Source organism: Blautia sp. HA9023, from assembly GCF_056504095.1.
On sequence record NZ_JBWLUR010000006.1, the window covers coordinates 222,462 to 246,184 of the forward strand.

Annotated in this window: 18 protein-coding genes; 1 reads left to right on the forward strand and 17 read right to left on the reverse strand. The window is 46.0% G+C overall.

Annotated features, from left to right (window positions below):
• Positions 1 to 91 precede the first annotated feature (91 nt).
• Positions 92 to 3,136, reverse strand: a complete 3,045-nt coding sequence (gene lacZ / locus AC04Q6_RS05175; RefSeq protein WP_118070613.1) for a beta-galactosidase, LacZ type — start codon at positions 3,134 to 3,136, stop codon at positions 92 to 94.
• 182 nt (positions 3,137 to 3,318) lie between these two features.
• On the opposite strand from lacZ, the gene AC04Q6_RS05180 reads away from it, so the two are divergent.
• Positions 3,319 to 4,125 carry a helix-turn-helix domain-containing protein gene (locus tag AC04Q6_RS05180; protein ID WP_118070611.1) on the forward strand — a complete coding sequence of 269 codons (807 nt, stop codon included), beginning with the start codon at positions 3,319 to 3,321 and terminating at the stop codon, positions 4,123 to 4,125.
• Between the two features lie 153 nt (positions 4,126 to 4,278).
• Here AC04Q6_RS05180 and lgt read toward each other — a convergent pair whose 3' ends face one another.
• The 16 genes from lgt to AC04Q6_RS05260 form a co-directional block, all read right to left on the reverse strand.
• Positions 4,279 to 5,397: a prolipoprotein diacylglyceryl transferase gene (lgt, locus tag AC04Q6_RS05185; RefSeq protein ID WP_118070609.1), complete on the reverse strand. Its 1,119-nt coding sequence runs from the start codon at positions 5,395 to 5,397 to the stop codon at positions 4,279 to 4,281.
• A 66-nt stretch (positions 5,398 to 5,463) separates the two neighbouring features.
• On the reverse strand, positions 5,464 to 6,561 hold the full coding sequence (gene ychF, locus AC04Q6_RS05190) for a redox-regulated ATPase YchF (RefSeq protein WP_021977889.1): 1,098 nt from the start codon (positions 6,559 to 6,561) through the stop codon (positions 5,464 to 5,466).
• Between the two features lie 177 nt (positions 6,562 to 6,738).
• Positions 6,739 to 8,184, reverse strand: a complete 1,446-nt coding sequence (locus tag AC04Q6_RS05195; protein ID WP_119247890.1) for a VWA domain-containing protein — start codon at positions 8,182 to 8,184, stop codon at positions 6,739 to 6,741.
• A gap of 138 nt (positions 8,185 to 8,322) precedes the next feature.
• Positions 8,323 to 8,997 (reverse strand): thiamine diphosphokinase, encoded by a 675-nt coding sequence (locus tag AC04Q6_RS05200; protein WP_021977891.1) that lies wholly within the window; start codon positions 8,995 to 8,997, stop codon positions 8,323 to 8,325.
• A gap of 2 nt (positions 8,998 to 8,999) precedes the next feature.
• Positions 9,000 to 9,674, reverse strand: a complete 675-nt coding sequence (gene rpe / locus AC04Q6_RS05205) for a ribulose-phosphate 3-epimerase (RefSeq protein ID WP_021977892.1) — start codon at positions 9,672 to 9,674, stop codon at positions 9,000 to 9,002.
• Between the two features lie 3 nt (positions 9,675 to 9,677).
• Entirely contained in the window at positions 9,678 to 10,556 is an 879-nt protein-coding gene (gene rsgA / locus AC04Q6_RS05210) for a ribosome small subunit-dependent GTPase A (protein ID WP_118063771.1), read from the reverse strand.
• Positions 10,557 to 10,558: 2 nt separating this feature from the next.
• Positions 10,559 to 12,820, reverse strand: a complete 2,262-nt coding sequence (gene pknB / locus AC04Q6_RS05215) for a Stk1 family PASTA domain-containing Ser/Thr kinase (protein WP_119247892.1) — start codon at positions 12,818 to 12,820, stop codon at positions 10,559 to 10,561.
• Positions 12,814 to 13,560 (reverse strand): Stp1/IreP family PP2C-type Ser/Thr phosphatase, encoded by a 747-nt coding sequence (locus AC04Q6_RS05220; RefSeq protein ID WP_021977895.1) that lies wholly within the window; start codon positions 13,558 to 13,560, stop codon positions 12,814 to 12,816. The genes pknB and AC04Q6_RS05220 overlap by 7 nt, the downstream gene beginning before the upstream one ends.
• A 1-nt stretch (position 13,561) precedes the next feature.
• The gene (gene rlmN, locus AC04Q6_RS05225; protein WP_021977896.1) at positions 13,562 to 14,602 is read right to left on the reverse strand and encodes a dual-specificity RNA methyltransferase RlmN; all 1,041 of its coding nucleotides are present in this window, start codon (positions 14,600 to 14,602) and stop codon (positions 13,562 to 13,564) included.
• A 5-nt stretch (positions 14,603 to 14,607) separates the two neighbouring features.
• Positions 14,608 to 15,960, reverse strand: coding sequence for a 16S rRNA (cytosine(967)-C(5))-methyltransferase RsmB (gene rsmB / locus AC04Q6_RS05230; RefSeq protein ID WP_118063805.1), 1,353 nt, complete (start codon positions 15,958 to 15,960; stop codon positions 14,608 to 14,610).
• Complete coding sequence (locus AC04Q6_RS05235) at positions 15,956 to 16,663, reverse strand: zinc metallopeptidase (RefSeq protein WP_118063775.1); 708 nt, start codon at positions 16,661 to 16,663, stop codon at positions 15,956 to 15,958. The genes rsmB and AC04Q6_RS05235 overlap by 5 nt, the downstream gene beginning before the upstream one ends.
• Positions 16,664 to 16,685: 22 nt before the next feature.
• Entirely contained in the window at positions 16,686 to 17,615 is a 930-nt protein-coding gene (gene fmt / locus AC04Q6_RS05240) for a methionyl-tRNA formyltransferase (RefSeq protein ID WP_476389564.1), read from the reverse strand.
• Positions 17,616 to 17,627: 12 nt separating this feature from the next.
• Positions 17,628 to 18,101: a peptide deformylase gene (gene def, locus AC04Q6_RS05245; protein ID WP_021977900.1), complete on the reverse strand. Its 474-nt coding sequence runs from the start codon at positions 18,099 to 18,101 to the stop codon at positions 17,628 to 17,630.
• Positions 18,102 to 18,153: 52 nt separating this feature from the next.
• On the reverse strand, positions 18,154 to 20,373 hold the full coding sequence (priA, locus tag AC04Q6_RS05250) for a replication restart helicase PriA (protein ID WP_118063777.1): 2,220 nt from the start codon (positions 20,371 to 20,373) through the stop codon (positions 18,154 to 18,156).
• A 4-nt stretch (positions 20,374 to 20,377) separates the two neighbouring features.
• Positions 20,378 to 21,844 carry a UDP-N-acetylmuramoyl-L-alanyl-D-glutamate--2,6-diaminopimelate ligase gene (locus AC04Q6_RS05255; RefSeq protein WP_021977902.1) on the reverse strand — a complete coding sequence of 489 codons (1,467 nt, stop codon included), beginning with the start codon at positions 21,842 to 21,844 and terminating at the stop codon, positions 20,378 to 20,380.
• Positions 21,845 to 22,033: 189 nt separating this feature from the next.
• Positions 22,034 to 23,413: a DUF7507 domain-containing protein gene (locus AC04Q6_RS05260; protein WP_476389565.1), complete on the reverse strand. Its 1,380-nt coding sequence runs from the start codon at positions 23,411 to 23,413 to the stop codon at positions 22,034 to 22,036.
• Between the last annotated feature and the right edge of the window lie 310 nt (positions 23,414 to 23,723).

A 23,723-nucleotide genomic window follows, 5' to 3' on the forward strand; every position in this document is an offset into this window, starting at 1 on the left:
TATTTTCTGTGCATTATTATGAAATAAAAAAGCTTCCGGATGGTTTCCGGAAGCTTTTTTTCAGCCTTTATGTTCTGTTTTTTTATGACATTTAAAGTCCTTTGAATACAAAAGAAAATTCCATTTTTTTATCGGTGTCAAGAAGATATTCCGGGTGGGTATAGGAACCCCAGCTGTCATCTCCTCCCACACCCATCTGTGCCTTTGCGGCACGGACAACAGTATAATGGATTTCCGGAAGTTCATATGGATGCATGGCATTTTCCATTTCATGAGGGGTATATGGAAGTGCGGAGAACATCATCGGGCCGTTTTTCTCATCCATCTCAAAGAGCATTCCCCTGCCCTTTCTGTCTGTGATCTTTGCCCAGCGTACGCCTTCTTTGCTGCCACATTCCTGCGGTACCAGATAACGTGCCAGATTGTCTGTCACCATATTCTCATAGATGCCAAGTTTTGCGCCATGTTTGCGGTCTGCATAAGTTTCCGCAGGTCCAAGTCCATACCACTTGACATGGTCATAATCTGCATTGAATTTAAAGAGTACACCAAACTCCGGCATATCCCCCAGTTCTTTTACCGGATCATAGGTCAGGGTAGTTTTTACCCTTCCATCTCCGAATACTTCGTAGGCAAGGCGGCACTCGCTGACCGGTGTCGTCGGCATGATGTAAGTAAAGGCAACCTCCACACTGTTATCATGGACAGTTGTCTCCGGGGCGTTGGACGGACCATACATTCCCCTGCAGAACTCTTTGTGGCTTGCGTACATGCTGGCAATCTTCCACTGTGCGTAACGCATCGGCATCTGATTTCCACAGTCATTATCTGTAGGTGCTCTCCAGAAATTCGGCTTCGGAATTGCCTCGATCATTTCTCTTCCTGCATATTTATACGAAACCAGCCCACCATTGAGAACGGAGAACATCACCTCAAAATTCTCTCCGCGAACGCCGATGTTGTGAAGGCTTCTCACGATCTCCACACCGGAAACCGGAGCTTTCTCCTCTCCTTCTACCTTGTAAACATACTGTCCAAATGCAACCTCATGTCCTGCCTCTGCCCAGAGTGTTTTTTCTCTGAGAAGGAAGGATACGGTCACTGTATATTCGCCCGCTCTCTGCTGTTTTCCAAAAGGAAGGGCGTATGTTTTTTCGCTTAACGGCTCTACGGATGTCTCCAGTGTCTCTGTACAAAGGACATGTCCATTCTTTGCAAGAGTCACTTCACAGCGGAACGTATCGGTATTTACAAACAGGTTTTTGTTGATAACTTTTACAGCATTTTCTGTTACCTCCGCAGTGATATTCTGGTAATTGAATTTGACCTCCTGCATCTTCGGAGACGGGGTTCTGTCACCGCCATATGCAATACCGTTTCCACTGAAATTATAATCCGTCGGGCGCTCGCCGAAGTCGCCGCCGTATGCCTGGAATTCTTTTCCGTAGCGGTCTTTTTTATAAATGGACTGGTCAATGTAATCCCAGATGAAACCACCCTGATATTTCGGTTCTGTGTCAGTAAGATCTGTATATTTATGCATTGCGCCACAGGAATTTCCCATTGCATGAGTGTACTCGCAGCAGATAAACGGCTTGCTGTCATCTTTTGCTAGGAATTCCTTAATTGCTTCTACAGACGGATACATCTGGCTTTCCATATCGCTGGTTGCATTATAGCTTCTGTCATGGAAAAGGCCTTCATAATGCACAAGTCTTGTAGGATCATTCTTACGATAAAATTCGGACATCTCAAAGATATCTTTTCCACCAAAGGACTCATTTCCACATGACCAGATCAGGATTGCCGGGTGATTTTTGTCACGCTGGTACATGGAATTTACACGATCCAGCATCATACCAAGCCATTCCGGTTTGTTATGAGGAACAATATCTGTGTAGTCTCCTGTAAGTTCTGCCACATCCCAGGAACCATGAGATTCCAGATTGTTTTCCGCGATCATATAAAGGCCGTACTCATCACAGAGGCGGTAGATCGGAGAAGCATCCGGATAATGGCAGGTACGGATGGCATTGATGTTGTTCTGCTTCATAGTCACAATATCCTGGATCAGTTCCTCCCGGGATACGTGTCTTCCCGTGACGGAGCTGAATTCATGACGGTTTACTCCCTTAAACACAATACGTTTGCCGTTGAGGGTCATAATACCGTCTTTCATCTCAAAGCGGCGGAAACCGACTTTTTCAGGAATGATCTCCTGGAGCATTCCGTTCTCATCATACACTTCCATGTCAAGATCATAGAGATTCGGTTCTTCCGCACTCCAGAGCAGAGGGTTTAAAATTTCCCATGTACAGGTATCTTCACCGTCCAGAGCTTTTTCATCCTGCAAAAGGATCTCGCCTTTTCTGGAAAGTATAAGTTTCAGTTTTCCTTTTCCCCAGGTTTTTGTCACGATCTCAAGACTTGCTTTTTTAAGGGTCTCATCCGGAATCGCACGGATCTTAAGATCATAGACATGAACCTCCGGCACGGTATAAAGATAAACATCTCTGTAAATTCCGGAAAAGCGGAAAAAGTCCTGGTCTTCGCACCAGCTGCTGGCTGTCCATTTGAATACCTGGGCTGCCAGTTTGTTCTCGCCCTCTTTCAGATACTCTGTAAGCTCAAATTCTGAAGGGGTAAAAGAATCTTCACTGTATCCCACAAAAGTTCCGTTGAGCCACAAAGCCAGTCCGCTTTCTGCTCCCTGGAAAGAGATAAATACTCTTTTTCCTTTCATGTTTTCCGGCACATGGAAATATTTCACATAGCTTCCCACCGGGTTAAAACGCTCCGGGATCTGTCCCGGGTGAAGTTCCTCGTGACCTTCCCATGGATACTGGACATTGGCATACTGTGGTACATCATATCCTTCCATCTGGATATGCGCCGGTACATAAATATCTTCCCAGTCCTTGCAGGAATATGCGTCCTCCTCAAATCCTGCAACTGTACTTGCATAATTTCTTGCATAGTGGAATTTCCAGAGTCCGTTGAGGCTGTGGCGATAGGAAGTTTCCTCATCTTCCCGTTCTTCCTCACTGCGATAATACATGTGGTCCGAATGCGCTTCCATTCTTCCGTCACAGAAATACTGTGGATCTTTCACCAGAGAATAATCAAATTTTTTCATGTTTTCCTCCTGTCCGGCTTTTGTATTCCGGTAAATATTGACTGAATTTCCTGAAATACTGTGTTTTACAGTTGTATTTTCGTTACTTCATTTCTGTCTGTACATTATTATAGTATAAACTTAAAGATTATGGTATAATATGTTTCACCAAAATATATAACATTTAGAAACAGGTGAAAAATATGTCTATTTATTTCAGAAACACTCCCGTCAGTGCTCCGTTTATGTTTGAATCTCTTGGGAATCACTGGAACCAGGATAACATATCACGCCCGGATGGCTATCCCTACTACCATTATCTCCAGACGGAAAAAGGTACCGGACGTATCGAAGTCCGCGGGAAACAATATACCCTGGGTGCAAACGAGGGGATTCTCATCGCACCATCAGTTCCCCACTCCTATCACCGGGAATCCACCTCATGGATTACCATGTTTGCCACATTTACCGGGACTCTCGCAGGCAGTATCCCTTCTATGACAGACAATCAGGAAGTGATCCTCACCCCGAAAGAGCAGGGCTTAAATATCCGTAAACTGATCTCCTATTCCCTTCGAAAATACCACCAGCCGACACTGAATATGAAATCGCTTTCCTCGGACTGTTACAATCTTCTTATGAATTTCATGGACTGCGCTGCCTCTCCCAAAATCCAGGATAATCCGCTTTATCAGAGATATGTGCTCCCTGTAATAAAAGAAATCGAAACCAGTTACCAGAATGACATCACAGCCGCCGAGCTGAGCCAGAGTGTTTTTGTTTCTCCTCAGTATCTCTCCCGTCTGTTTCAGCGCTTCCTTGGCTGCTCTGTTTATGAGTATGTTACAATGTACCGTATCAGCCGCGCCAGAGAGCTCCTTCTGTCCAAACCGGATATGAAGATCCAGGATGTTGCCGGTGCTTCCGGTTTCTCCGATGCCAGTCATTTTATTGCCATGTTCCGTAAGATCACCGGGACCACCCCTCTGGATTTTCGTAAAATGTACTGATATTGCCATGGCACACACCTGCCCGGAAGTTCTTTTGTATTATATAAAAAAGCACTGTCCTGCAGGATATGTCTTTCTGACTTTTCCTGCCGGACAGTGCTTTCTTATGTTCTGAAATCGTTTCAGTTCTGATAGTATAATTCCAGAATGCGGTCAACTCTCTGACTGGCTTCCAGATTCTTCAGAAGGTCGCTCCGGGACTGGATCTGGTTGTCCAGTTTCTTCCGTTCCTCCTGCAGCTGCTGAAGAAGTGCTGCTCTGCGGAGGTTCTTCTCCTTCTGACGTATTTTCTCCTGACTCATATTTTTCTCCCTGTACAGTTTCTGTTTCCAGATTCTCCATTGCCTGTTCTCTTTGTTCTGCGGCTTCTTTTTCTGCCTGGTAATCTTTTTCGATTCTTCTCTTTCGTACCCGGGCACGCTTCCTCGCCATTACAAGCTTCACCGTAACGATCACTGTACATAAGACAAAAAGCACACCTGAAATCACTAAGGAAACATCAATTTCTGTTCCCGGAAAATATACCTTATCTGTGCGGAACCACTGGATCACAGCTCTCCCCAGACCATATCCCGCCAGATATCTCAAAAAAATCTCTCCCTGAAATACCCTTTTTCGAAGATGCATCATAAGCATCAGAAATACAAGCAGACACCAGAGACTCTCATATAAAAACAGTGGCTGCGCTATGATCCAGGATAATCCGTCTGCGGTCTGAAGATTTTCGCGCATCGCGGTAGTTACCTCTCCTGCTCTTACCACAGTCAGCGGAATCTGCATGGAAAAAATATTATCTGCATATTCTCCGAACGATTCTCTGTTAAAGAAACTTCCCCACTTTCCTATTATCTGCCCGATAAGGATTCCCATACAGGCAAGATCTGCCATTTTCCAGAATGGCTTTTTGCGGAGCCGGCAGTAAACCGCGCCGCTCAGGACTCCGCCCAGAAGGCCACCATAAAAAAGCATTCCACCGGATCGTACATTCAGGATCTGCCCCGGATCATTTTTGTACAGACTCCACGAAAAAGCCGCATACAAAAGCCTTGCACCGATCACGCCTGCGATCAGCGTTATGATAGTCAGATCCAGATATCCATCCGGATCCTCATGATTTCTTCTGGCTTCCAGCACCACAAAAAAGATTCCGAGGAGCATTCCGACTGCGATCAGAACACCATAGATCGTAATCTCAAATCCAAAAATCTCAAATGATTTCGGAACATAGTCCAAAACCAGTTTCAGGCCGGGAAAACGAATTGACATATCCATAAAATCACCTGTTATATATTCTTGATACCGATTTTTCTCTGCCCGTTAATTACTGACTGCTGATGATCAAACATTAAATCGGAATAAGATCACATCTCCATCCTGTACAACGTAATCTTTTCCTTCCATACGGACAAGGCCTTTCTCTCTGGCACCTGCATAGGAACCACAGTCCAGAAGATCCTGGTAATTTACAACCTCTGCCTTGATAAATCCGCGTTCGAAATCTGTATGGATCTTACCTGCTGCCTGAGGTGCCTTGGTTCCGATCTTGATCGTCCATGCTCTTGTCTCATCTTCTCCTGCTGTCAGGAAACTCATAAGTCCGAGAAGATGATAGCTTGCACGTACCAGTTTCTCAAGTCCTGACTCAGTAAGTCCCAGATCCTCAAGGAACATCTTTCTCTCATCCTCGTCCAGCTCGGAAATCTCTTCCTCGATCTGTGCGCAGATCACAAATACCTCGCTGTTCTGTTTGGATGCATACTCACGCACAGCCTGTACATGTGCATTATTTGCTCCATCATCCGCAATATCATCTTCTGCAACGTTGGCTGCATAGATCACCGGTTTCGCTGTAAGAAGGTTATAGGTTGCAAGCCATGCATCCTCATCTTCATTCTCTGTCTCAAGAGTGATGGCAAGCTGTCCGTCCTCCAGATGAGCCTTTACTTTTTCGAGGAATGTAAGCTCTTTGGCAGCCTCTTTGTCCATACGTGCTGTCTTGGTAACCTTGGCAATTCTTCTCTCAAGGATCTCAAGATCTGAGAAAACGAGCTCCAGATTGATCGTTTCAATGTCACGGAGCGGATCAATATTTCCATCTACATGGACAACATTGGAATCTTCAAAGCAGCGTACTACATGAACAATAGCATCTACCTCACGGATGTTTGCAAGGAACTGGTTTCCGAGTCCCTCTCCCTTGGATGCACCTTTTACAAGTCCCGCGATGTCAACGAATTCGATCACTGCAGGTGTTACTTTCTTTGATTTGTAAAAATCTCCCAGAAGATTCAGTCTTTCATCCGGTACCGTTACAACACCCACATTCGGGTCAATAGTACAGAACGGATAGTTGGCTGACTCTGCTCCGGCCTTGGTCAGTGAATTAAAAAGTGTACTTTTTCCTACATTCGGAAGTCCCACGATTCCCAGTTTCATTTCTCTATATTCCTCCTATGAATAACTTGATCTTACAGTATTTCACACGTAAAAAGAGCCTCAATACGGATGAATTATACCACACCGAAGCTCTTTTGTACACCTTATCTGTATCTTTGATATACCAGTGGATCCCACATAATATCACTGTTTACAAAGTGACCGACAGTCACATGATCACATAAATCTGACACCTATATTTCCGCTTGCTGTTTCTACGATCGTCTTTTCCAGAGTCGTGATCATCATTCCAAACAGCAGCGTCATCAGAAGACGTGCAAAAAATTCGTTCAGGATCAGGCTCAGGCCTACTTCCATGATCAGAGCTCCCAACACGATCCCGATCAGTGACGAGATCAGGATCATTCCCAGGTTCGCTGTATTGTCCACTGCCAAAAGCTTGATCCCCAGGAAACCGGCACCAAGAATGATCAGGAAAACAATACGCATCAGCGCATATGCCCAGTTATAATTCGTTCTCGCACGGGCAGAAAGAAGGTTTCTGCTGGTATCTGTTACACGCACCGCAGATGCCATTGCCGTTGCAAGCTCGTCTACATTATCTGTTCTCACACTGATTCCGCCTGTTTTTCCGGAAATATCATTCAGCATATTCTCATCAACGCTTCCCAGTCCAACTGTGCTGACGCTTACTTTTTTGCTGTTATATTTCTTCAGGATCTTATTTAACCGGAAGTCAAAGAAACCATTATCCGTTGCATATCCATCTGTCAGAAGGATCACCTGTGTTCCCTCATCGTAGGGCAATGCTCCGGATTCCATGTCATCCATGATCTTCCCCAGCACACCTACAATAGGGGTTCCTCCATTTGGTTCTGTGGTAAAGTCTTCGATTCCTGCGGAAACCGGCATCATTTCACGAATGCAGCGGATATCCTCTGAAAATGTATATACCGCAAATTCCACATCCTCATCACGGTTACTTAAAAGCTGTTTGATCGCGGCCACTCGTTCCTGATTGGGATCATTGTCCTGCATGGAACCGGAATTATCGATCGCAAAAACATAATTATCCGCTACTGTCCTCACAGAACTGAAATCCAGCTCATAAATAAATTCAAACAGGATTCCAAGTATTAACAGCAAAAGGACACAGCCACCGACAAGCAGGATCTTATTCGATGTGATCTCCAGATCAGAAATCTTCGCCACAACAAAAAGTCCAATGGACAAAAGCAGTCCGAACAAAGCAAAGTAAACTCCCATAAATACCACAGAATTCACTCCTGTGATCAGCGTTCTGTAAATAACCTCTCCAAGCAGGAAAAAGATCACAGAAACAATAAGTGAGACGATCAGAAACAATTTCGAAAAGCGTGTACGTTTCCTGGTATTCATCGGTGACATTCCATTGTATCCAAACTGTCCATTGTATTTCCCGGAGCCACCGCCAAATGGTGTTCCTCCGGCATTTCCCATTCCGCCTCCGAATGAGCCGCCTCCAAAACCTCCGGAGCCACCGCCGAACGGTGCTCCCCCGGCATTTCCCATTCCGCCTCCAAACGGTGTTCCTCCGGCATTTCCATAAGGACCTCCCTGTCCGGATGACTGTGGATTAAAGGGGTTCTGATTTCCCGTCTGTCTGTTCTTTCCAGTTTTCATACTCTTCCTTCTTCCCTGACAGTTTTTTTACATCTTACCACCCACAAACTCTGTCTGCAACCAGTTACTGTCAACTTTTCCGGATCTTTGGTGGTTTTTCTGACAAGTCCTTTTTTGTGGATGAATTCCCGGTCTGTGTTAATCTCTGGACATGATCATAAGCAGTGATCCTCTGTCATATGTAACTTCCGCTGTTTCCGCAGCAATCTCATTGCTGACGGTAAGGCCGCTGTCAGCAACAGTCAGATCATATCCATCCAGAGGATATTTGAAACCTTTCAGAGTCAGCCCGGATACATCCCCTCCAACTGTAAAGAAAGAAACATATTTTCCAAACTGTTCTTCTTTTTTCAAAACTGTTCCACTGTCGACCAGGGTAATGTAATTCCACTGATCTGCAAGTGCGATATGAACTCCTTTTTCTCTTCCCATAGAAAGCAGTCCGAGATTGGCGAGCACATGATCCAGCCTTGTTCCGGTTGCCCCAAAGATCAGTATTTCTCTGCTTCCTTCACTGATCATGTGATTGACTGCTGACTGTGTATCTGAATCATCTTTTTCCGGTTTCAGCCTGATGATCTTAAGTCCATTCAGACTTTCCATGTATTTTTTTCCTTCTTCTGAAAGGCTGTCAAAATCCCCTACTGCAAGATCCGGAATAAATTCCCGGTTCCTCATGAACCATTCCATTCCACTGTCTGCCGCAACAAGGGCAAGGCTTTCTCTTCCGCCTTCTTTTATTCTTTTTTTTAAAAAATCGAGGGCAAAACCATTCTGGATATTGCCCCCGCTGATTATTACTGTATCGATCATTTTCAGTCCAGCTTTTCTTTAATATCGTGGATCCTGTCTGTGATATGTCGCACATTTGCGGCTACATCGCCTTTAAATACCCAGGATCCTGCAACCATGAAGTTGGCACCGGCACGCATAACTGTCTCCAGTGTATCATCATTGATGCCGCCGTCTACCTGAATATCAACATCAAGATCTTCCTCATCAATAAGCTCACGAAGCTCCTGGATCTTCTCTGTGCACTCATCCATGTACTTCTGTCCGCCAAATCCAGGCTGAACAGTCATCACCAGAACCATATCCACGTCTTCGAGAAGATGACTGATGTCATTGACCGGTGTGGATGGTTTAATAGAAACAGCCGCTTTTACACCGGCAGCTTTGATCTGCTCCAGTGTGCGCTCCAGATCCTCACATGCCTCTGCATGTACGGTAATGGAATCTGCTCCACACTCCACAAAATCGCGAATATATCTTTCCGGTTCTGTTACCATCAAATGTACGTCGAAAAACATGTTGGATTCTTTCCGGATCGACTTGATCACCGGCATTCCAAAAGAAATGCTCGGGACAAAATCTCCATCCATAACATCAATATGCAGATATTCTACGCCTTCTTTTTCCAGAATTTTAATCTGTTCTCCCAGTCGGTTAAAATCTGCGGATAAAATCGACGGGCACAATCGGTATTCCATGACTCAGTATCTCCTTTTCTCTTTTAATTCCTGATGCAGCTCCAGATAATCCTCATACCGGAGTCTGCTGATCTCATTGTTCTCAAGGGCTTCCTTAACGGCACAGCCCGGTTCGTGTATATGACGACAGCCCTGGAAACGGCACTGTCCTTCATATTTTCGGAACTCAGGAAAATAATCCTTCAGTTCCTGTTCCTCCATATTTTCAATATATAAGGAGGAAAATCCCGGTGTATCCACAAGAAAAGTATCCTGTGAAACCGGTATGATCTGTGCGTGGCGTGTGGTATGTTTTCCGCGTTTCAGTTTGCGGCTGATCTCGCCGGTCTCCATCTCCACTTCTTCCTGAAGAGAATTGGTAAGAGAAGACTTTCCAACTCCCGAAGGGCCTGCTACAACTGTCGTCTTGCCTTTCAGCACGGCTTCTATCTCGCCAAGTCCCTCTCCCTTCAGTGCGCTCGATAATATTACCTGATAGCCACAGCTCTGATAGGTCTCATACAGAAACTCCAGTTCTTCCGCTGTTGCCAGATCTTTTTTATTAAAGCAGATGACTGCCGGAACATCTTCCCGCTCCATCATGATAAGAAAACGATCCAGAAGCATGAAATTGGGTTTCGGGTTATCCATGGCAAAGATCACAAGTGCCTGATCCACATTGGCTACCGCCGGGCGGATCAGGGAATTTCTGCGTTTATGGATCCCGGTCACGCTTCCCTCCAGTTCTTTTTCATCCAGGACTGTAATGTCCACATTGTCACCTACCAGGGGCTTACGCTTATCTTTTCGAAAAATGCCTTTCGCCCTGCATTCGTATGTATTGCCGTCTTCTGCATATACATAGTAGAATCCGGCAATACCTTTGATTATTTTTCCCTGCATGATCAGTCAGCTTTCTTGAAAGTAACGGTGTAGGTTCCAAGCTGCTGATAATTTCCATCTGTCTCCTCGTAGAGATAGATCGTACCGGTTGAGACTCCGTCTGCTCCGGTCACATCCAGCTGATACGGGAAGCTTACTTTCTGTCCGTCAATGATCTTGGTTGCTGTCGGCTCTCCATTGACATCCTGGATCAGTTCCAGACGGATCGCTCCTCCATTATAACCGGACGGTGTATCCAGAACCTGTGTACATTTCCAGCCGGAACCGGAGGCTGCACTTCCTGTGGAGGCAGTATTGTCTGCAGATGCTGTACTGTCTGTGGAAGCTGTATTATCTGTAGCTGCCGTACTGTCTGTAGCTGCGGTACTATCTGTAGTTGTTGTACTGTCTGTCGTCGCCGTGCTGTCTGCAGATGCTGTACTGTCTGCAGACGGTACCTGATCTCCGGAACTGATCGTCAGATAGACTGGCTGATCCGGATCTGCTGCCGCGTAAGCTTCCGGCTCCTGTGCAATCACAGTTCCGGCTGCTTCTGAGCTCTGCTGCTCTGTAATCTGAATATCGATAAACTTACCTAAAGTTGTAAGTGCATCATCCTTGCTCATTCCAACAACGCTTGACATTTCCGCATTAGAACCAAAATCTAATCCACGACTAACTGTAAGTGTCACAGATGATCCACTTTGAACAGATGTACCTGCTGCTGGCTCTATACTGTAAACATATCCTGGATCTACAACTGCCCTTTCAACACCCTGCTCATCTTCATACGATTCACTGTACTCCTTCTGAACAGTTACCTTAAGGCCCAGATCTTCCAGTGTCTGCTGGGCATCAATTCCTGTACGTCCATCCAGATCCGGAATCGTGATCTGCTGTGTTCCGGTACTTACCCAGTATTTCACTGTTGTATATTCCGCAACCTGAGTTCCTGCTGCTGTTTCCTGACGGGAAATCTTGCCTTTCTCCTGATCAGATGCCTCTTCTCCTGCCATCTGTACACCGAGATGTGCATCATTTGCAAGAGCCTTGGCCTCATCCTCTGTCTTTCCTACAAGATCCGGAACTGTTGCCATGCTGTCTGATGCGCTTTCTGCTTTCTGTTCTGCCTTGTTACTCTTCGAACTTCCTGTTCCAAAAAGCCCGGCTGCACGTCCGAGAACGACCACCAGAACAACCAGCAGAACTGTACCGCCAAGTAATGCAGCGATCGTCAGTCCTCTTCCAGCTCCATGTTTCTTTTTCTTTCCGGATCTTTTCCCGGATTCGTAGTCATCTTCCGCGTCATCATAGTCATTATCATCATACTCTTCTTTCTCAAGAGCAGCTGTTTCCGCCTTGGTGATCTGCTTCGGAGTGTGTTTGATCTCTCCAAGCTCTTCCTCTGAGATCACAACTGTCTTCGCATCTGTATCCACAGTTGTCAGCTTCACAAAATCCCCCTGCGGATCGATCAGTGAATGTTTCAGATCTGCGATCACATCTTCCATTCGGGTATAACGGCGATCCACGCTCTTCTGTGTACATTTCAGTATGATCTGTTCCAGACTGTACGGAAGATCCGGTGTATACACACTTGGCGGAACCATTTCTTCCTGAAGATGCTTGATCGCAATGGCAACGGTCGTATCTCCGTCAAAAGGTACTCTTCCTGTTACCATCTCATACAGTGTGATTCCCAGAGAATAAATATCACTCTTCTCATCGCTGTATCCGCCTCTCACCTGCTCAGGAGAGCTGTAATGTACAGATCCCATCACATTGGAACTGATGGTGTTGGATGACGCAGCTCTGGCAATTCCAAAATCCGTCACCTTCACTTTACCATCTGTGGAAATAATGATATTCTGCGGTTTCACATCTCTGTGCACGATTCCATGGCTGTGTGCAGCCTCCAGTCCCATTGAGACCTGGATAGCAATACTTGTAGCTTCTTTGATAGAGAGCTTGCCTTTTTTGGAAATATATTCCTTCAGGGTGATTCCCTCGATCAGTTCCATGACAATGTAATAAACACCACCGTCATCTCCTACGTCAAATACATTGACAATATTCGGATGGGTAAGACCGGCTGCAGCCTGAGCCTCACTTCTGAATTTCTTGATGAACGTGGTGTCCTCCCGAAATTCCGGTTTCAGGACCTTCACTGCCACAAAGCGGTTCAGCTTATGATCCATAGCCTTATAGACATCTGCCATTCCGCCAGTTCCGATTTTTCCTACGATCTCATAGCGCTCGGCTATGATCATTCCCGTCTTCAACATGTTTCCACCTCATTCGTGAATGGTTCTACCAGTACGATTGCAATATTATCCTTACCACCATTCTGATTTGCTTCCCGAAGGAGCGCACTGCCCTTCTGATCAATATCTGCTTCCGGATCGGATATGATCTCTTCAATCTTCTCATCTGCAACCATATTGCTGAGACCATCTGAACACATAAGGATCGTACATCCCTCCTCAAGTTTCAGGTCAAAAAAGTCCACATCCACCGTTTTCTCTGCGCCAAGTGCCCGTGTAATAATGTTCTTATCCGGATGGTTCCGTGCTTCCTCTTCACTGATCTCACCCATTTTCACCATTTCCTGAACCAGTGAATGGTCTCTGGTGATCTGGTGGATTCCGTCCTGGATCACGTACAAACGGCTGTCACCTACATTGGCCACATAGGCATACTGATCTACAATAGTCGCCACTACCATAGTGGTTCCCATGCCCCGGAGGTTCTCGTCTTCCTGCGCACGGTTTCTGATCTCCGTATTTGCAGTTTCTATCGCATGACGAATAACCTTCACCGGATTGTAATCCGCATCTTCACGGATTTCATCCACAAGGATCCGTACTGCATGTGAGGATGCATAGTCACCGGCGTTATGGCCACCCATCCCGTCCGCGACTGTGAATAGATTAGGCAGATTTCCTACCGGACCTTCAGACACAAACACGTAATCCTGATTCATCTTCCGCTTCTGCCCTACATCAGTAGCTGAGTATATCCTCATGTCACTTCTCGCTTTCTGTTTTTTCCATGTAACTTTTTCTTAGCTGTCCACAGGCACCGTCAATGTCACTGCCCATTTCCCTTCTAATAGTAACATTAATTCCGTATTTTTCAAGTTTTATTTTGAAATTCTCCACAGCCTGTCGAGTAGACCTCACATAGGAACGCTCCTTGATCGGATTAACCGGAATCAGATTCACATGACAGTTAATCCCCTTAATACGGCCGGCCAGCTGTTTTGCATCTTCCTCACTGTCATTCACACCAGCCACAAGGCTGTACTCAAAAGTGATCCTTCTGCCTGTTTTGTCGAAGTAGTTTCTGCAGGCATCCAGAACCTCATCCATGGAATATTTATTGGCGATCGGCATCAGTTCCTGACGTTTCTCATCATTAGGCGCATGAAGAGAAAGCGCCAGCGTGATCTGCAGTTTCTCTTCTGCCAGATCATACATTTTCGGAACAATGCCACAGGTAGAAACCGTTACATTCCTCTGACTGATGCCAAGTCCGTTTTCGTCGGTAAGTATCCGGATAAAACGGACAAGATTATCATAATTGTCCATCGGCTCACCGGTTCCCATCACTACCACGTTTGCCACCCGTTCTCCGGTATCTGCCTGTATCCGGTAGATCTGGTCCAGCATCTCGGAAGGTTTCAGGCATCTGGTCAGGCCTCCGATGGTAGAAGCACAGAACCGGCAGCCCATACGGCACCCTACCTGTGAGGAAATACATACAGAGTTTCCGTGATGATATCTCATAAGAACACTCTCGATCACATTTCCGTCTTCCAACTGGAACAGGTATTTCCTGGTTCCGTCGATTTTTGAAATCCTCACATCTGCCTGGCTGAGTGCTGTGATCGGATAAACCGACAGTTTCTCGCGGAGGCTTTTGGAAAGATTTGTCATTTCATCCCAGGAGGTAACCAGTTGCTGATGAAGCCATGCATAGATCTGCTTTGCGCGGAAAGGCTTTTCGCCAATCTCTGTCATCAGATTTTTCAGTTCCTCCATTGTCATGGATTTTATATCTGTCATTTTTATTATTTCCTTCTGAATCTGGCAATAAAGAATCCGTCTGTCTTATGTATCCCCGGCAGAAGCTGCAGATACCCGAGTTTTGTGGATTTGCAGTGAAGTTCTTCCGGAATATACGGGTCCAGACTTTCCAGTCGAAACGGATAGTTCTTTAAAAACCATAATACATTTTCTTCGTTTTCCTCACGGGCAATGGTACAGGTGCTGAAGATCAGTGTTCCATCCGGCTTCACATATTTCGCCGCCTTATCCAGGATCATTCTCTGGAGCATTACAATTTCTTCCTGTTTCTGTGGTGTTGCCCGATATTTGATCTCCGGCTTCTTACCGATAACTCCATATCCGGAGCAGGGTACATCTGCGATAACGATATCCGCTGCCTGCTCGGAATCCGGATCATATACGGTCGCATCCTGAACCTTCGCATCTACATTGATCACACCGGTTCTGTGGATATTCTCCTTGATAAGGTCTGCCTTATACTGGCTTACATCCCTTGCATCCACATTTCCATAATCACCCATTTTATCGGCAGCATGAATACTTTTTCCACCCGGCGCCGCACACATATCGATAATGTAATCGCCCTTTTTCGGACTGGCTGCCTCTGCCACCAGCATGGAGCTGATATCCTGCACAAGGATCTTTCCCTGGAGGAATGCATCCAGTGTCAGGATATGATTGTAATCCGAAATCTTCAGGGCATACGGAAGGTATGGTGCCTGCTGTACTGTCACTCCCTGTGCTTTCAGGCTTGTAACAATCTCCTTAAGAGAAGCCTTATGCGTCCGGCACCGCACAGTGATCGGTCTTTCTGTCAGAAAATCTTCCAGGATCTTCTCGGTTGTCTTCACACCGTAGGCAGCTTTCCATTTTTCTACAAGATATTCCGGCATGGAATATTTCACAGAGAGATAACGTACCTCGTCTTCCTCTCTGGATGGAAGTTCCAGTTTTCCTATTTCCCTGGCAATCGTGCGAAGTACACCGTTAACAAAAGGTTTCAGATTATAAAAGCCTTTTCTCTGTGCCAGCTTTACAGCCTCATTGCACACAGCACTGTCCGGAACACTGTCCATAAATTTCAGCTGATATACCGCACTTCTTAAAATCTCACGGATCTGTGGTTTCATCTTATTTACAGGAACCTTGGAAAAAGAATCGATCACATAATCAATGTAGATCCTGTATTCCAGGGTTCCCTCACATACTCTCGTTATAAAACTACGTTCCTGTTTTGGAAGGAACTGATATTTGGAAAGGGCATTGCGGATCGCAATGTGGCTGTGCTCGCCTTCCTCCTCAATCTCCAGCAGGATCTCAAGAATCAGTTCTCTTGTATTTACTCCGCTGTTAATCACGATCTCTACCTCCTGCAAGGATAATCAGTCTCAGAAGCTGTAAAATCGATGCTGCCAGAGCTGCCACATAAGTAAGCGCTGCCGCTGTCAGTACTTTTCTTGCTCCTTTTTTTTCATCTGTACCCAAAATCCCGGTACTTTCCAGCATTTTCAGCGCTCTGGAAGACGCATTGACCTCAACCGGCAAAGTTACCAGCTGAAAAAGTACTGCCAGTGAAAACAGAACAATTCCCAAAGTCACCAGAGGACGGATGGAAAAGATCAGTCCCGCAATAAACAGCGGCCAGGAAAGCTGTGAGCCGATATTGGCTGCCGGTACAATGGCAGATCGGATGTTCAGAGGCGCATAATTGATGGCATCCTGGATCGCATGTCCGCATTCATGGGCTGCCACGCCTACTGCTGCCAGTGAATTTCTTCCATAAATATCCTCAGAAAGGGAAACTGTTTTTGTTCTTGGATCATAGTGATCGGTCAGGCTTCCCCTGATCGGAACCACCTGCACATCCGTAATACCTGCTGCCCTTAAGATCCTCTGTGCAGCTTCCGCGCCAGTGATCCCGGAATGATTCCGAATCTTTTTATAAACAGCAAACGTACTGTGCAGTTTCGCGGATGCAACCAGAGAAAGCAGCATTCCGATCACAAGCAGCAGAACCGTGGGGTCCATCCCCCAGCCATAATAACCATATCCGTACATCGCTTATCACTCCCTGGAATCTTTAAACATTGTCTCCTGGTTTCAACTGATAGCCCCGCAGAAAAGCATCTACTTCCATCCGTTTCTTGCCTTCCAGCTGTACTTCATGAAGTACCAGCACATTCTGTCCGCAGGCTACCTGAATTCCTTCTTTATCTGCGGCAAGTACAGTTCCCGGTACTTTCCCGGCCTGCGTTTTCAGTACAGAAGCCTTCCAGACCTTCAGCGTTTTTCCATTGATAAAGGTAAAAGCACTCGGCCACGGGTTGAGGCCTCTTACCAGCCGCTCCAGTTCTTCTGCACTTTTTCCAAAATCCAGAAGTCCCATTTTTTTGGAGATCATGGCTGCATATGGTGTCGGGCTTTCTTCCGGCTGTTTTTCGCGGGTGGCAGTTCCGTCAAAAATAGACGGCAGTGTCTGTACCAGAAGCTCTGCTCCTGCCACAGCAAGCTTATCAAACAGGCTTCCTCCTGTCTCATCCTCTGAAAGTGGCACTACGATCCTGGAAATCATATCCCCGGTATCCAGGCCGGTTCCCATCTGCATGATAGTAACGCCGGATTCTTTTTCTCCGTCGATCACAGCCTGTTGGATCGGCGCTGCTCCACGGTACTTCGGAAGAAGGGATGCATGGATATTGATACATCCGAATTTCGGCATATCAAGGATACTCTTTGGAATGATCTGTCCAAATGCCGCTACAACGATAATATCCGGTGCAAGACTTTTAAGCTTCTCCACAAACTCCTGATCTCTTACTTTTACCGGCTGCAGTACCGGAATCTCATGTTTCAGTGCTTCTTCTTTTACAGGGGTAGGCATCATGGTCTTACCTCTGCCCTTAGGTTTGTCCGGCTGTGTGATCACTGCCTCGACCTCATATCCGTTCTCTACCAGCGCCGCAAGTGGTGCCACCGCAAAGTCCGGAGTTCCCATATAAACAATTTTCATATTATCCCGCCTTTAGTCTTCTTCATCATAAGTTACCTTGTGAAGTTCTCCCTCCACAAGCTCTGTATACATTTTTCCATCAAGATGATCGATCTCGTGGCAGAACGCTCTTGCGAGAAGTCCCTCTCCCTCATAGATCTGCTCTTCCATATTTACATCAAGAGCTTTTACTTTCACATAGTTCGGACGTGTTACCTGTCCTGCCATTCCAGGAACACTTAAGCATCCCTCATCACCGGTCTGCTCACCGCTGGTCTCAAGGATCTCCGGATTGATCAGGACAATCGGGCCTTCCCCTACATCAATTACAACAATACGTTTCAGGATTCCCACCTGTGGTGCCGCAAGGCCTACGCCCATTGCATCATACATGGTATCCAGCATATCTGTAATCAGTTCTCCGATCCTTGGTGTCATTTTGTCCACTGTGCGGGATTTTTTTGTCAGTACAGAATCACCCTGTACACGAATTGTTCTAAGTGCCATTTTTTCTTCTCCTTTAACTCATCTGCAGCGATTTCCTTTCTTTATGAAATCGTTACATCATATCATATTGTATATATATCTTCCGGAATCCGGAATTTATCTCTATATATTTCTCCAGCTTTTCTCTGACTGCCGTGAGAAAACGTATATCTGTGTGCTTCAGATGGAGCACCTGGCGGTAAACATCTTTTACTTTTCCTACCGATGCAGACGCAGGGCCGATCATGTGAAGCTCCTCTTTCGGACTTACCCTGCGGATAAAAACTTCTATATAATACATGGCTTTTTTGAGAAGTTCCTCATCCTGGCAGGCGCCAAAAACTGTCATCATATGAGCTGCCGGCGGATAATCCAGAAGCATCCGGTACATCATCTCTTCTTTATAAAATTTCTCATAGTCCTGAATGGCTGCTGCCTGAATACTGTAGTGCTCCGGCTGATACGTCTGTATCACCGCATGCCCCGCCTTATTTCCTCTGCCGGAACGCCCAACCGCCTGGGTAAGGAGCTGAAATGTCCGTTCCCCGCAGTGATAATCATCCATGTTCAGTGAAAGATCTGCAGCGATCACACCTACCAGCGTCACATCCGGGAAATCATGTCCTTTAACGATCATCTGCGTTCCCACCAGAATGTCCGCCTCATGTCTGGCAAAAGCTGCCAGGATCTTCTCATAACTGTCTTTTGTCCTTGTGGTATCAAAATCCATTCGAAGGACACGGGCTTCGGGAAATTCTTTTTCCAGGACTTTCTCGATCTGCTGGGTTCCGGCTTTAAATCCACCGATATGCGGAGAACCACAGGAAGGACAGGATTCTGGTTTCGCAATTTCATATCCGCAGTAATGGCAGACCAGACGGTTGCCATTATGTTCACTTAAAGACACATCACAGTGCGGACATTTCATCACGTGCCCACATGCCCTGCAGGAAACAAAACCTGCATAACCCCGCCGGTTCAGAAACAGCATAACCTGTTCCCTGTTCTTAAGTGCATGATCCATCTGCTGTTTCAATTCCATACTCAGCACGGAACGGTTACCTTTTTTTAATTCTTCCCGCAAATCAACAATTGATACCTGGGGAAGCGGCCGTTCTTCATAACGGGCGTTTAATCGTACCAGAAGATATTCTCCGTCACAGGCATGACTGTAAGCCTCCAGTGACGGTGTTGCAGATCCCAGAACAATACGGGCATGTTCCATGCCTGCTCTCTGAATGGCTGTTTCCCTGGCATGATACCTTGGTGTATTTTCACTTTTATAGGTGGGTTCATGTTCTTCATCGATAACGATCAGTCCTAGATTGGAAAACGGGGTGAACAGCGCAGATCTGGGTCCCACCATCACCTGCACCTCGCCACGTTTCGCTCTTTTGAACTGGTCATAACGTTCTCCCTGGGAAAGTCTGGAATTCAGGACAGAAACTTTATCTCCAAACATGGCATAAAAACGCCGGACTGTCTGATAGGTAAGTGCAATTTCCGGAATCAGCACAATGGCCTGTTTTCCCTCTTCCAGTACTTCCTGGATCAGCCTCATGTAAACCTGCGTCTTTCCGCTTCCGGTCACTCCAAAAAGAAGTGCAGGTCTCGGTTCCGGTTTCTGCCATTCCTGAAAAATCTCTGCAACGGCTTCCTGCTGTTCCTGATTCAGAGAAAGTTCCCCGTCCTCTTTTACCAGTCCACTGTTTTTCGGAATGCGGTACATTTCCTGGCTTTCAATCTTTATAAGGCCCTTTTTTTCAAAAAAATCCAGGACAGAAATACTGGCTCCAAGCTCTTTTGACGCATAGGTATAATCCAAACTTCCTGCCTCCAGAATTGCCCTCAGAAATCTTTCACGAGCTTTAAAGCGACTGCCTTCCAGTTCTTCCAGAAGCTTCTGTGCACGCGCTTTCTCCCCGGTAAAAAAGATCAGCTTTTTTTCTTTGGCTCTTACTTTATCTTTTACAGGAAGTACTGTTTTCAGTGCCTGGATCATGGTAGAACCATACGTTTCTTTCATCCATGCCGCAAGTGCGATCAGTCTGGATTCCGTTGTTTCACTGTCCGTGGACACTCCCTGGATTTCCTTCGTCTTCGAGGCATCATATTTGGCTTCTGTAGAAGTTCCGATCACATAACCCTTTCGGAGTGTATTTCCCTTCCCGAACGGTACAGTAACCACAACGCCTGGTTTTATGGCCGGTTCCAGTTCTTCCGGAATGCGGTACTGAAAATCCCGGTCAACTTTCTCATGAGAAATGTCAATGATCACATCTGCATAGACCATCCGATTACGCTTTCCGATCTTCTTCCAGGATTTCCCGGATCAGAACTCTCTCATCCATCGGATATTTCTTACCCTTGATCTCCTGGTAATCCTCATGTCCTTTTCCTGCGAGGACAATGATATCTCCCGGTTCTCCATGATGGATCGCATAGGCAATAGCCTCCTTACGGTCAGGGATCTCTACATATTTACCATCGGTTTTCGCCATTCCGATCTTGATATCATCGATGATGGCCTGAGGATCTTCATCACGTGGATTATCAGAAGTGATGATCGTGAGATCTGCCATCTTGCCGGAAACCTCACCCATCTCATAGCGGCGGAGCTTGGAGCGGTTTCCCCCACATCCAAACAGGCATACCAGTCTGTGCGGGTTATATTCCTTCAATGTTCCAAGAAGGCTCTCAAGCGCCATGGCATTGTGCGCATAATCGATCATCAGCGTAAATTCGTCGGATACCTTGATCATCTCAATACGACCTTTCACCTTGGCTACTTTCAGCGCTTTGATGATATTCTCTTCAGATACTTTGAAATGACGGCAGATGGCGATGGCTGTCAGGGAATTGTAAATACTAAATTTGCCAGGAATATCGATCTCCACCGGAAAATCAAGAAGTCCCTTTACATGGTAGGAAATTCCAAGATATCCTTTTCTTCCCACCAGTTTCGCATCTTCTGCACGGAGATCCGCTTTTTCAGAAAATCCGTATGTCTCAAGCTCACAGGTATGGCCATCGATAATACGTTCAAAATGTTCATCATCACGGTTTACGATACCAACCTTACATTGTTTCAGAAGCATGGATTTACAGTGAAGATAATCATCGAAATCTTTATGTTCATTCGGTCCGATATGATCTGGCTCAATATTTGTGAAAATTCCAAAATCAAAGACAAATCCCTGGGTTCTGTGGAGCATCAGTCCCTGTGAAGAAACCTCCATAACTACCGCGTCGCAGCCCGCTTCAACCATATCATGGAAATATTTCTGAACCATATACGATTCCGGTGTTGTATTGGCTGCCGGGATATGTTTCTCTCCAATAATGGCTTCGATCGTTCCGATCAGGCCAACCTTATATCCTGCATTTTCAAGGATAGACTTCACCATGTAAGTGGTGGTTGTCTTACCCTTGGTTCCCGTGATTCCGATCGTTTTCAGTTTCTTCGCCGGATGTCCGAACCATGCTGCGGAAATAAACGCCATGGCATAACGGGTATCCTCCACCTGGATCACAGTTACATCTGCCGGAGCTTCCACCGGTTCTTCTACGATGAGAGTTTTTGCACCTTTTGCCACAACATCCGGCACGAATTTATGGCCATCCACAACTGCGCCTCTGATGCAAATAAAAAGACTTCCCTCTTCTACTTTACGGGAATCATACACAACAGAAGAAACTTCCTGGTCTGTATTTCCCTGAAGGCATTTGTATTCAAGATGTTCTAATAAGGATAAAAGTTTCATTTTTTCTCCTCCATTTTCCCTTTTTCCGGCTGCCAGATGACAGTCAGGATACGGGAAGGCATACTGTTCTTATTTTGTGTACATACCATATAGAATAGCACACCTGCCCCCTGTTTTCAACGTTTCTTTACGCCAGGACACTCCCTGTAAAAAGCCCGTTTATTATTGTTTTCACCAGAACACGCAATGTCATTTTCCGCCATAGATCCGGGCATATTTTCTTCGCAGCCAGAGAACTCCCATCCCCGTCACCCCAGCACTCACTGCCAGCAGTACAAACAGCGACGGCTCCGTATTGTCGCCCGTCTGTGGATGAGAAGATGCTGCCCTTGCCATTTCTTCCTGTCCGGAAGAAGGATCTCCTCCTGTCTTTTCCTCAGGGCTTTCTTCTGGTGTCGGTGTCTCGTTTCCTTCTACTGTGATCTCGTCGGATGCCTCCATCTGTTTCTCACCGGTTTCCTGGCTTGTGACGGTTACCTTGTTAAAAAGCTTCTGATTTACCGTTTTTTCCGGGATCTTCACCTCTGCCTGAAGGGATACTGCTTCCCCTGGCGCTATTTTTTCGATCAGAGCTTTGGTTTTCGTACTGTTTAATGTAATCCCTTCCTGTTCCACAAAACGAGCCTCAATCCCCTCTGCCTGAAAACGTTCTGTCCCCACAACAGAATGAAGTGTTTTTTCCCCGGTATTGATGATGCAGATCTGATAAGTGACTGTTTCTCCTAGCATTGCAGTCTCTCTGTCCGCTGTTTTCTTTACAGAAAAATCTGCTTTCAGCGGCTGCAGCGGACTGACCATCTGCGCTTTCCGAAAAATCATCTCCTCCGGCCGTCCCTTTACTTTCGCACCTGCTTCTACTTTATGTTCCAGATCTTTTTCCTGTTCATTTAAAAGCGGTGCCAGAATATAAAAACTCCGCTTCTCACCGGCTTTCAGCTCTGCCACCTCTGCATCTGCACCTTCTCCGTCAAGTCCCTCAGCCTCCTCCCACTGCTGTGTGATCTTCGGGCAGGAAAAGCTGCTGGTCATTTGTATATCGATCAGATCCACATCGCCGGTATTAGCAAGGTCCACACGGTAGCGGATGGTCTTCCCTGCTTTCATTTCTTCCGTCTCTGAAGTCAGAGAAAGTGTCATATCTGCTTGTTCTGTGTCTGCATCCGCAGAAGGCGAAATTTCCTCCGGTTCTTCTTCCGGCATTTCCTCAGGTTCTTCCGCGTCTTCCGTATCTTCGGACATATCTTCCTCCATATCCATATCTTCCTCTTCAACACCTTCCAAAGGCAGTGCAGCACTTTCTACATTTTCTCCTCCGGTCTCCGTTCTCTCCTGTGTGCTCTCACTCTCTTCCTCCGGCGCTTCATTCTCTTTGCATACTGTTTCCCCGGATGCCAGCTCCTCCATGTGCTCATATCCATCCTCCTTTTCCCGGTCATCTGACAATTCCTGTCCCGACTGAAGTTCAGAATCCGCAGCCATTCCCGGTTGAACACTTCCAAACAGCACAGTTCCGGCCACTGCAGCCGCAACTGTGATCTGCTTTATCTGTTTCCATATTCTGTTTTTCATTTCAATTCTCCATTTCTGCCTGTTATGGCATTATCTTTTACACATTCACTTTTAACAGAAGCTTACTTTTCCACAGACAAAGGCATCCCTCCCCGGAAAAACGGTGCATAACCGTCGGCAAAACAATATTTATCAGTAAAAATAGGATTTCTGCATCGAACTGATGCGTGAATATATTCCGCAGAACACGGACTTAAGACTCTTCCAATGTAGCACATTCCTCAATCAGGTGCAACCAGATATAAAAATTATAAAGTTTGTTTAAACTTTCTTTATAAATTTTCGATTTCTTTTAGATTACCGACATAAT

Bases quoted from the DNA above. Each gene is read 5' to 3' on its own strand.
- lgt (WP_118070609.1), bottom strand. From the start codon at position 5,397: ATGGATATGTCAATTCGTTTTCCCGGCCTGAAACTGGTTTTGGACTAT.
- AC04Q6_RS05260 (WP_476389565.1), bottom strand. From the start codon at position 23,413: ATGAAAAACAGAATATGGAAACAGATAAAGCAGATCACAGTTGCGGCT.
- AC04Q6_RS05235 (WP_118063775.1), bottom strand. From the start codon at position 16,663: ATGTACGGATATGGTTATTATGGCTGGGGGATGGACCCCACGGTTCTG.
- rlmN (WP_021977896.1), bottom strand. From the start codon at position 14,602: ATGACAGATATAAAATCCATGACAATGGAGGAACTGAAAAATCTGATG.
- lacZ (WP_118070613.1), bottom strand. From the start codon at position 3,136: ATGAAAAAATTTGATTATTCTCTGGTGAAAGATCCACAGTATTTCTGT.
- AC04Q6_RS05220 (WP_021977895.1), bottom strand. From the start codon at position 13,560: ATGAGGATATACTCAGCTACTGATGTAGGGCAGAAGCGGAAGATGAAT.
- def (WP_021977900.1), bottom strand. From the start codon at position 18,101: ATGGCACTTAGAACAATTCGTGTACAGGGTGATTCTGTACTGACAAAA.
- pknB (WP_119247892.1), bottom strand. From the start codon at position 12,820: ATGTTGAAGACGGGAATGATCATAGCCGAGCGCTATGAGATCGTAGGA.
- AC04Q6_RS05195 (WP_119247890.1), bottom strand. From the start codon at position 8,184: ATGAAAACTGGAAAGAACAGACAGACGGGAAATCAGAACCCCTTTAAT.
- priA (WP_118063777.1), bottom strand. From the start codon at position 20,373: ATGGTCTATGCAGATGTGATCATTGACATTTCTCATGAGAAAGTTGAC.
- rsgA (WP_118063771.1), bottom strand. From the start codon at position 10,556: ATGCAGGGAAAAATAATCAAAGGTATTGCCGGATTCTACTATGTATAT.
- ychF (WP_021977889.1), bottom strand. From the start codon at position 6,561: ATGAAACTGGGAATCGTGGGACTTCCGAATGTAGGAAAAAGTACACTT.
- AC04Q6_RS05255 (WP_021977902.1), bottom strand. From the start codon at position 21,844: ATGAAACTTTTATCCTTATTAGAACATCTTGAATACAAATGCCTTCAG.
- AC04Q6_RS05200 (WP_021977891.1), bottom strand. From the start codon at position 8,997: ATGATCGATACAGTAATAATCAGCGGGGGCAATATCCAGAATGGTTTT.
- AC04Q6_RS05180 (WP_118070611.1), top strand. From the start codon at position 3,319: ATGTCTATTTATTTCAGAAACACTCCCGTCAGTGCTCCGTTTATGTTT.
- fmt (WP_476389564.1), bottom strand. From the start codon at position 17,615: ATGAAAATTGTTTATATGGGAACTCCGGACTTTGCGGTGGCACCACTT.
- rpe (WP_021977892.1), bottom strand. From the start codon at position 9,674: ATGGAATACCGATTGTGCCCGTCGATTTTATCCGCAGATTTTAACCGA.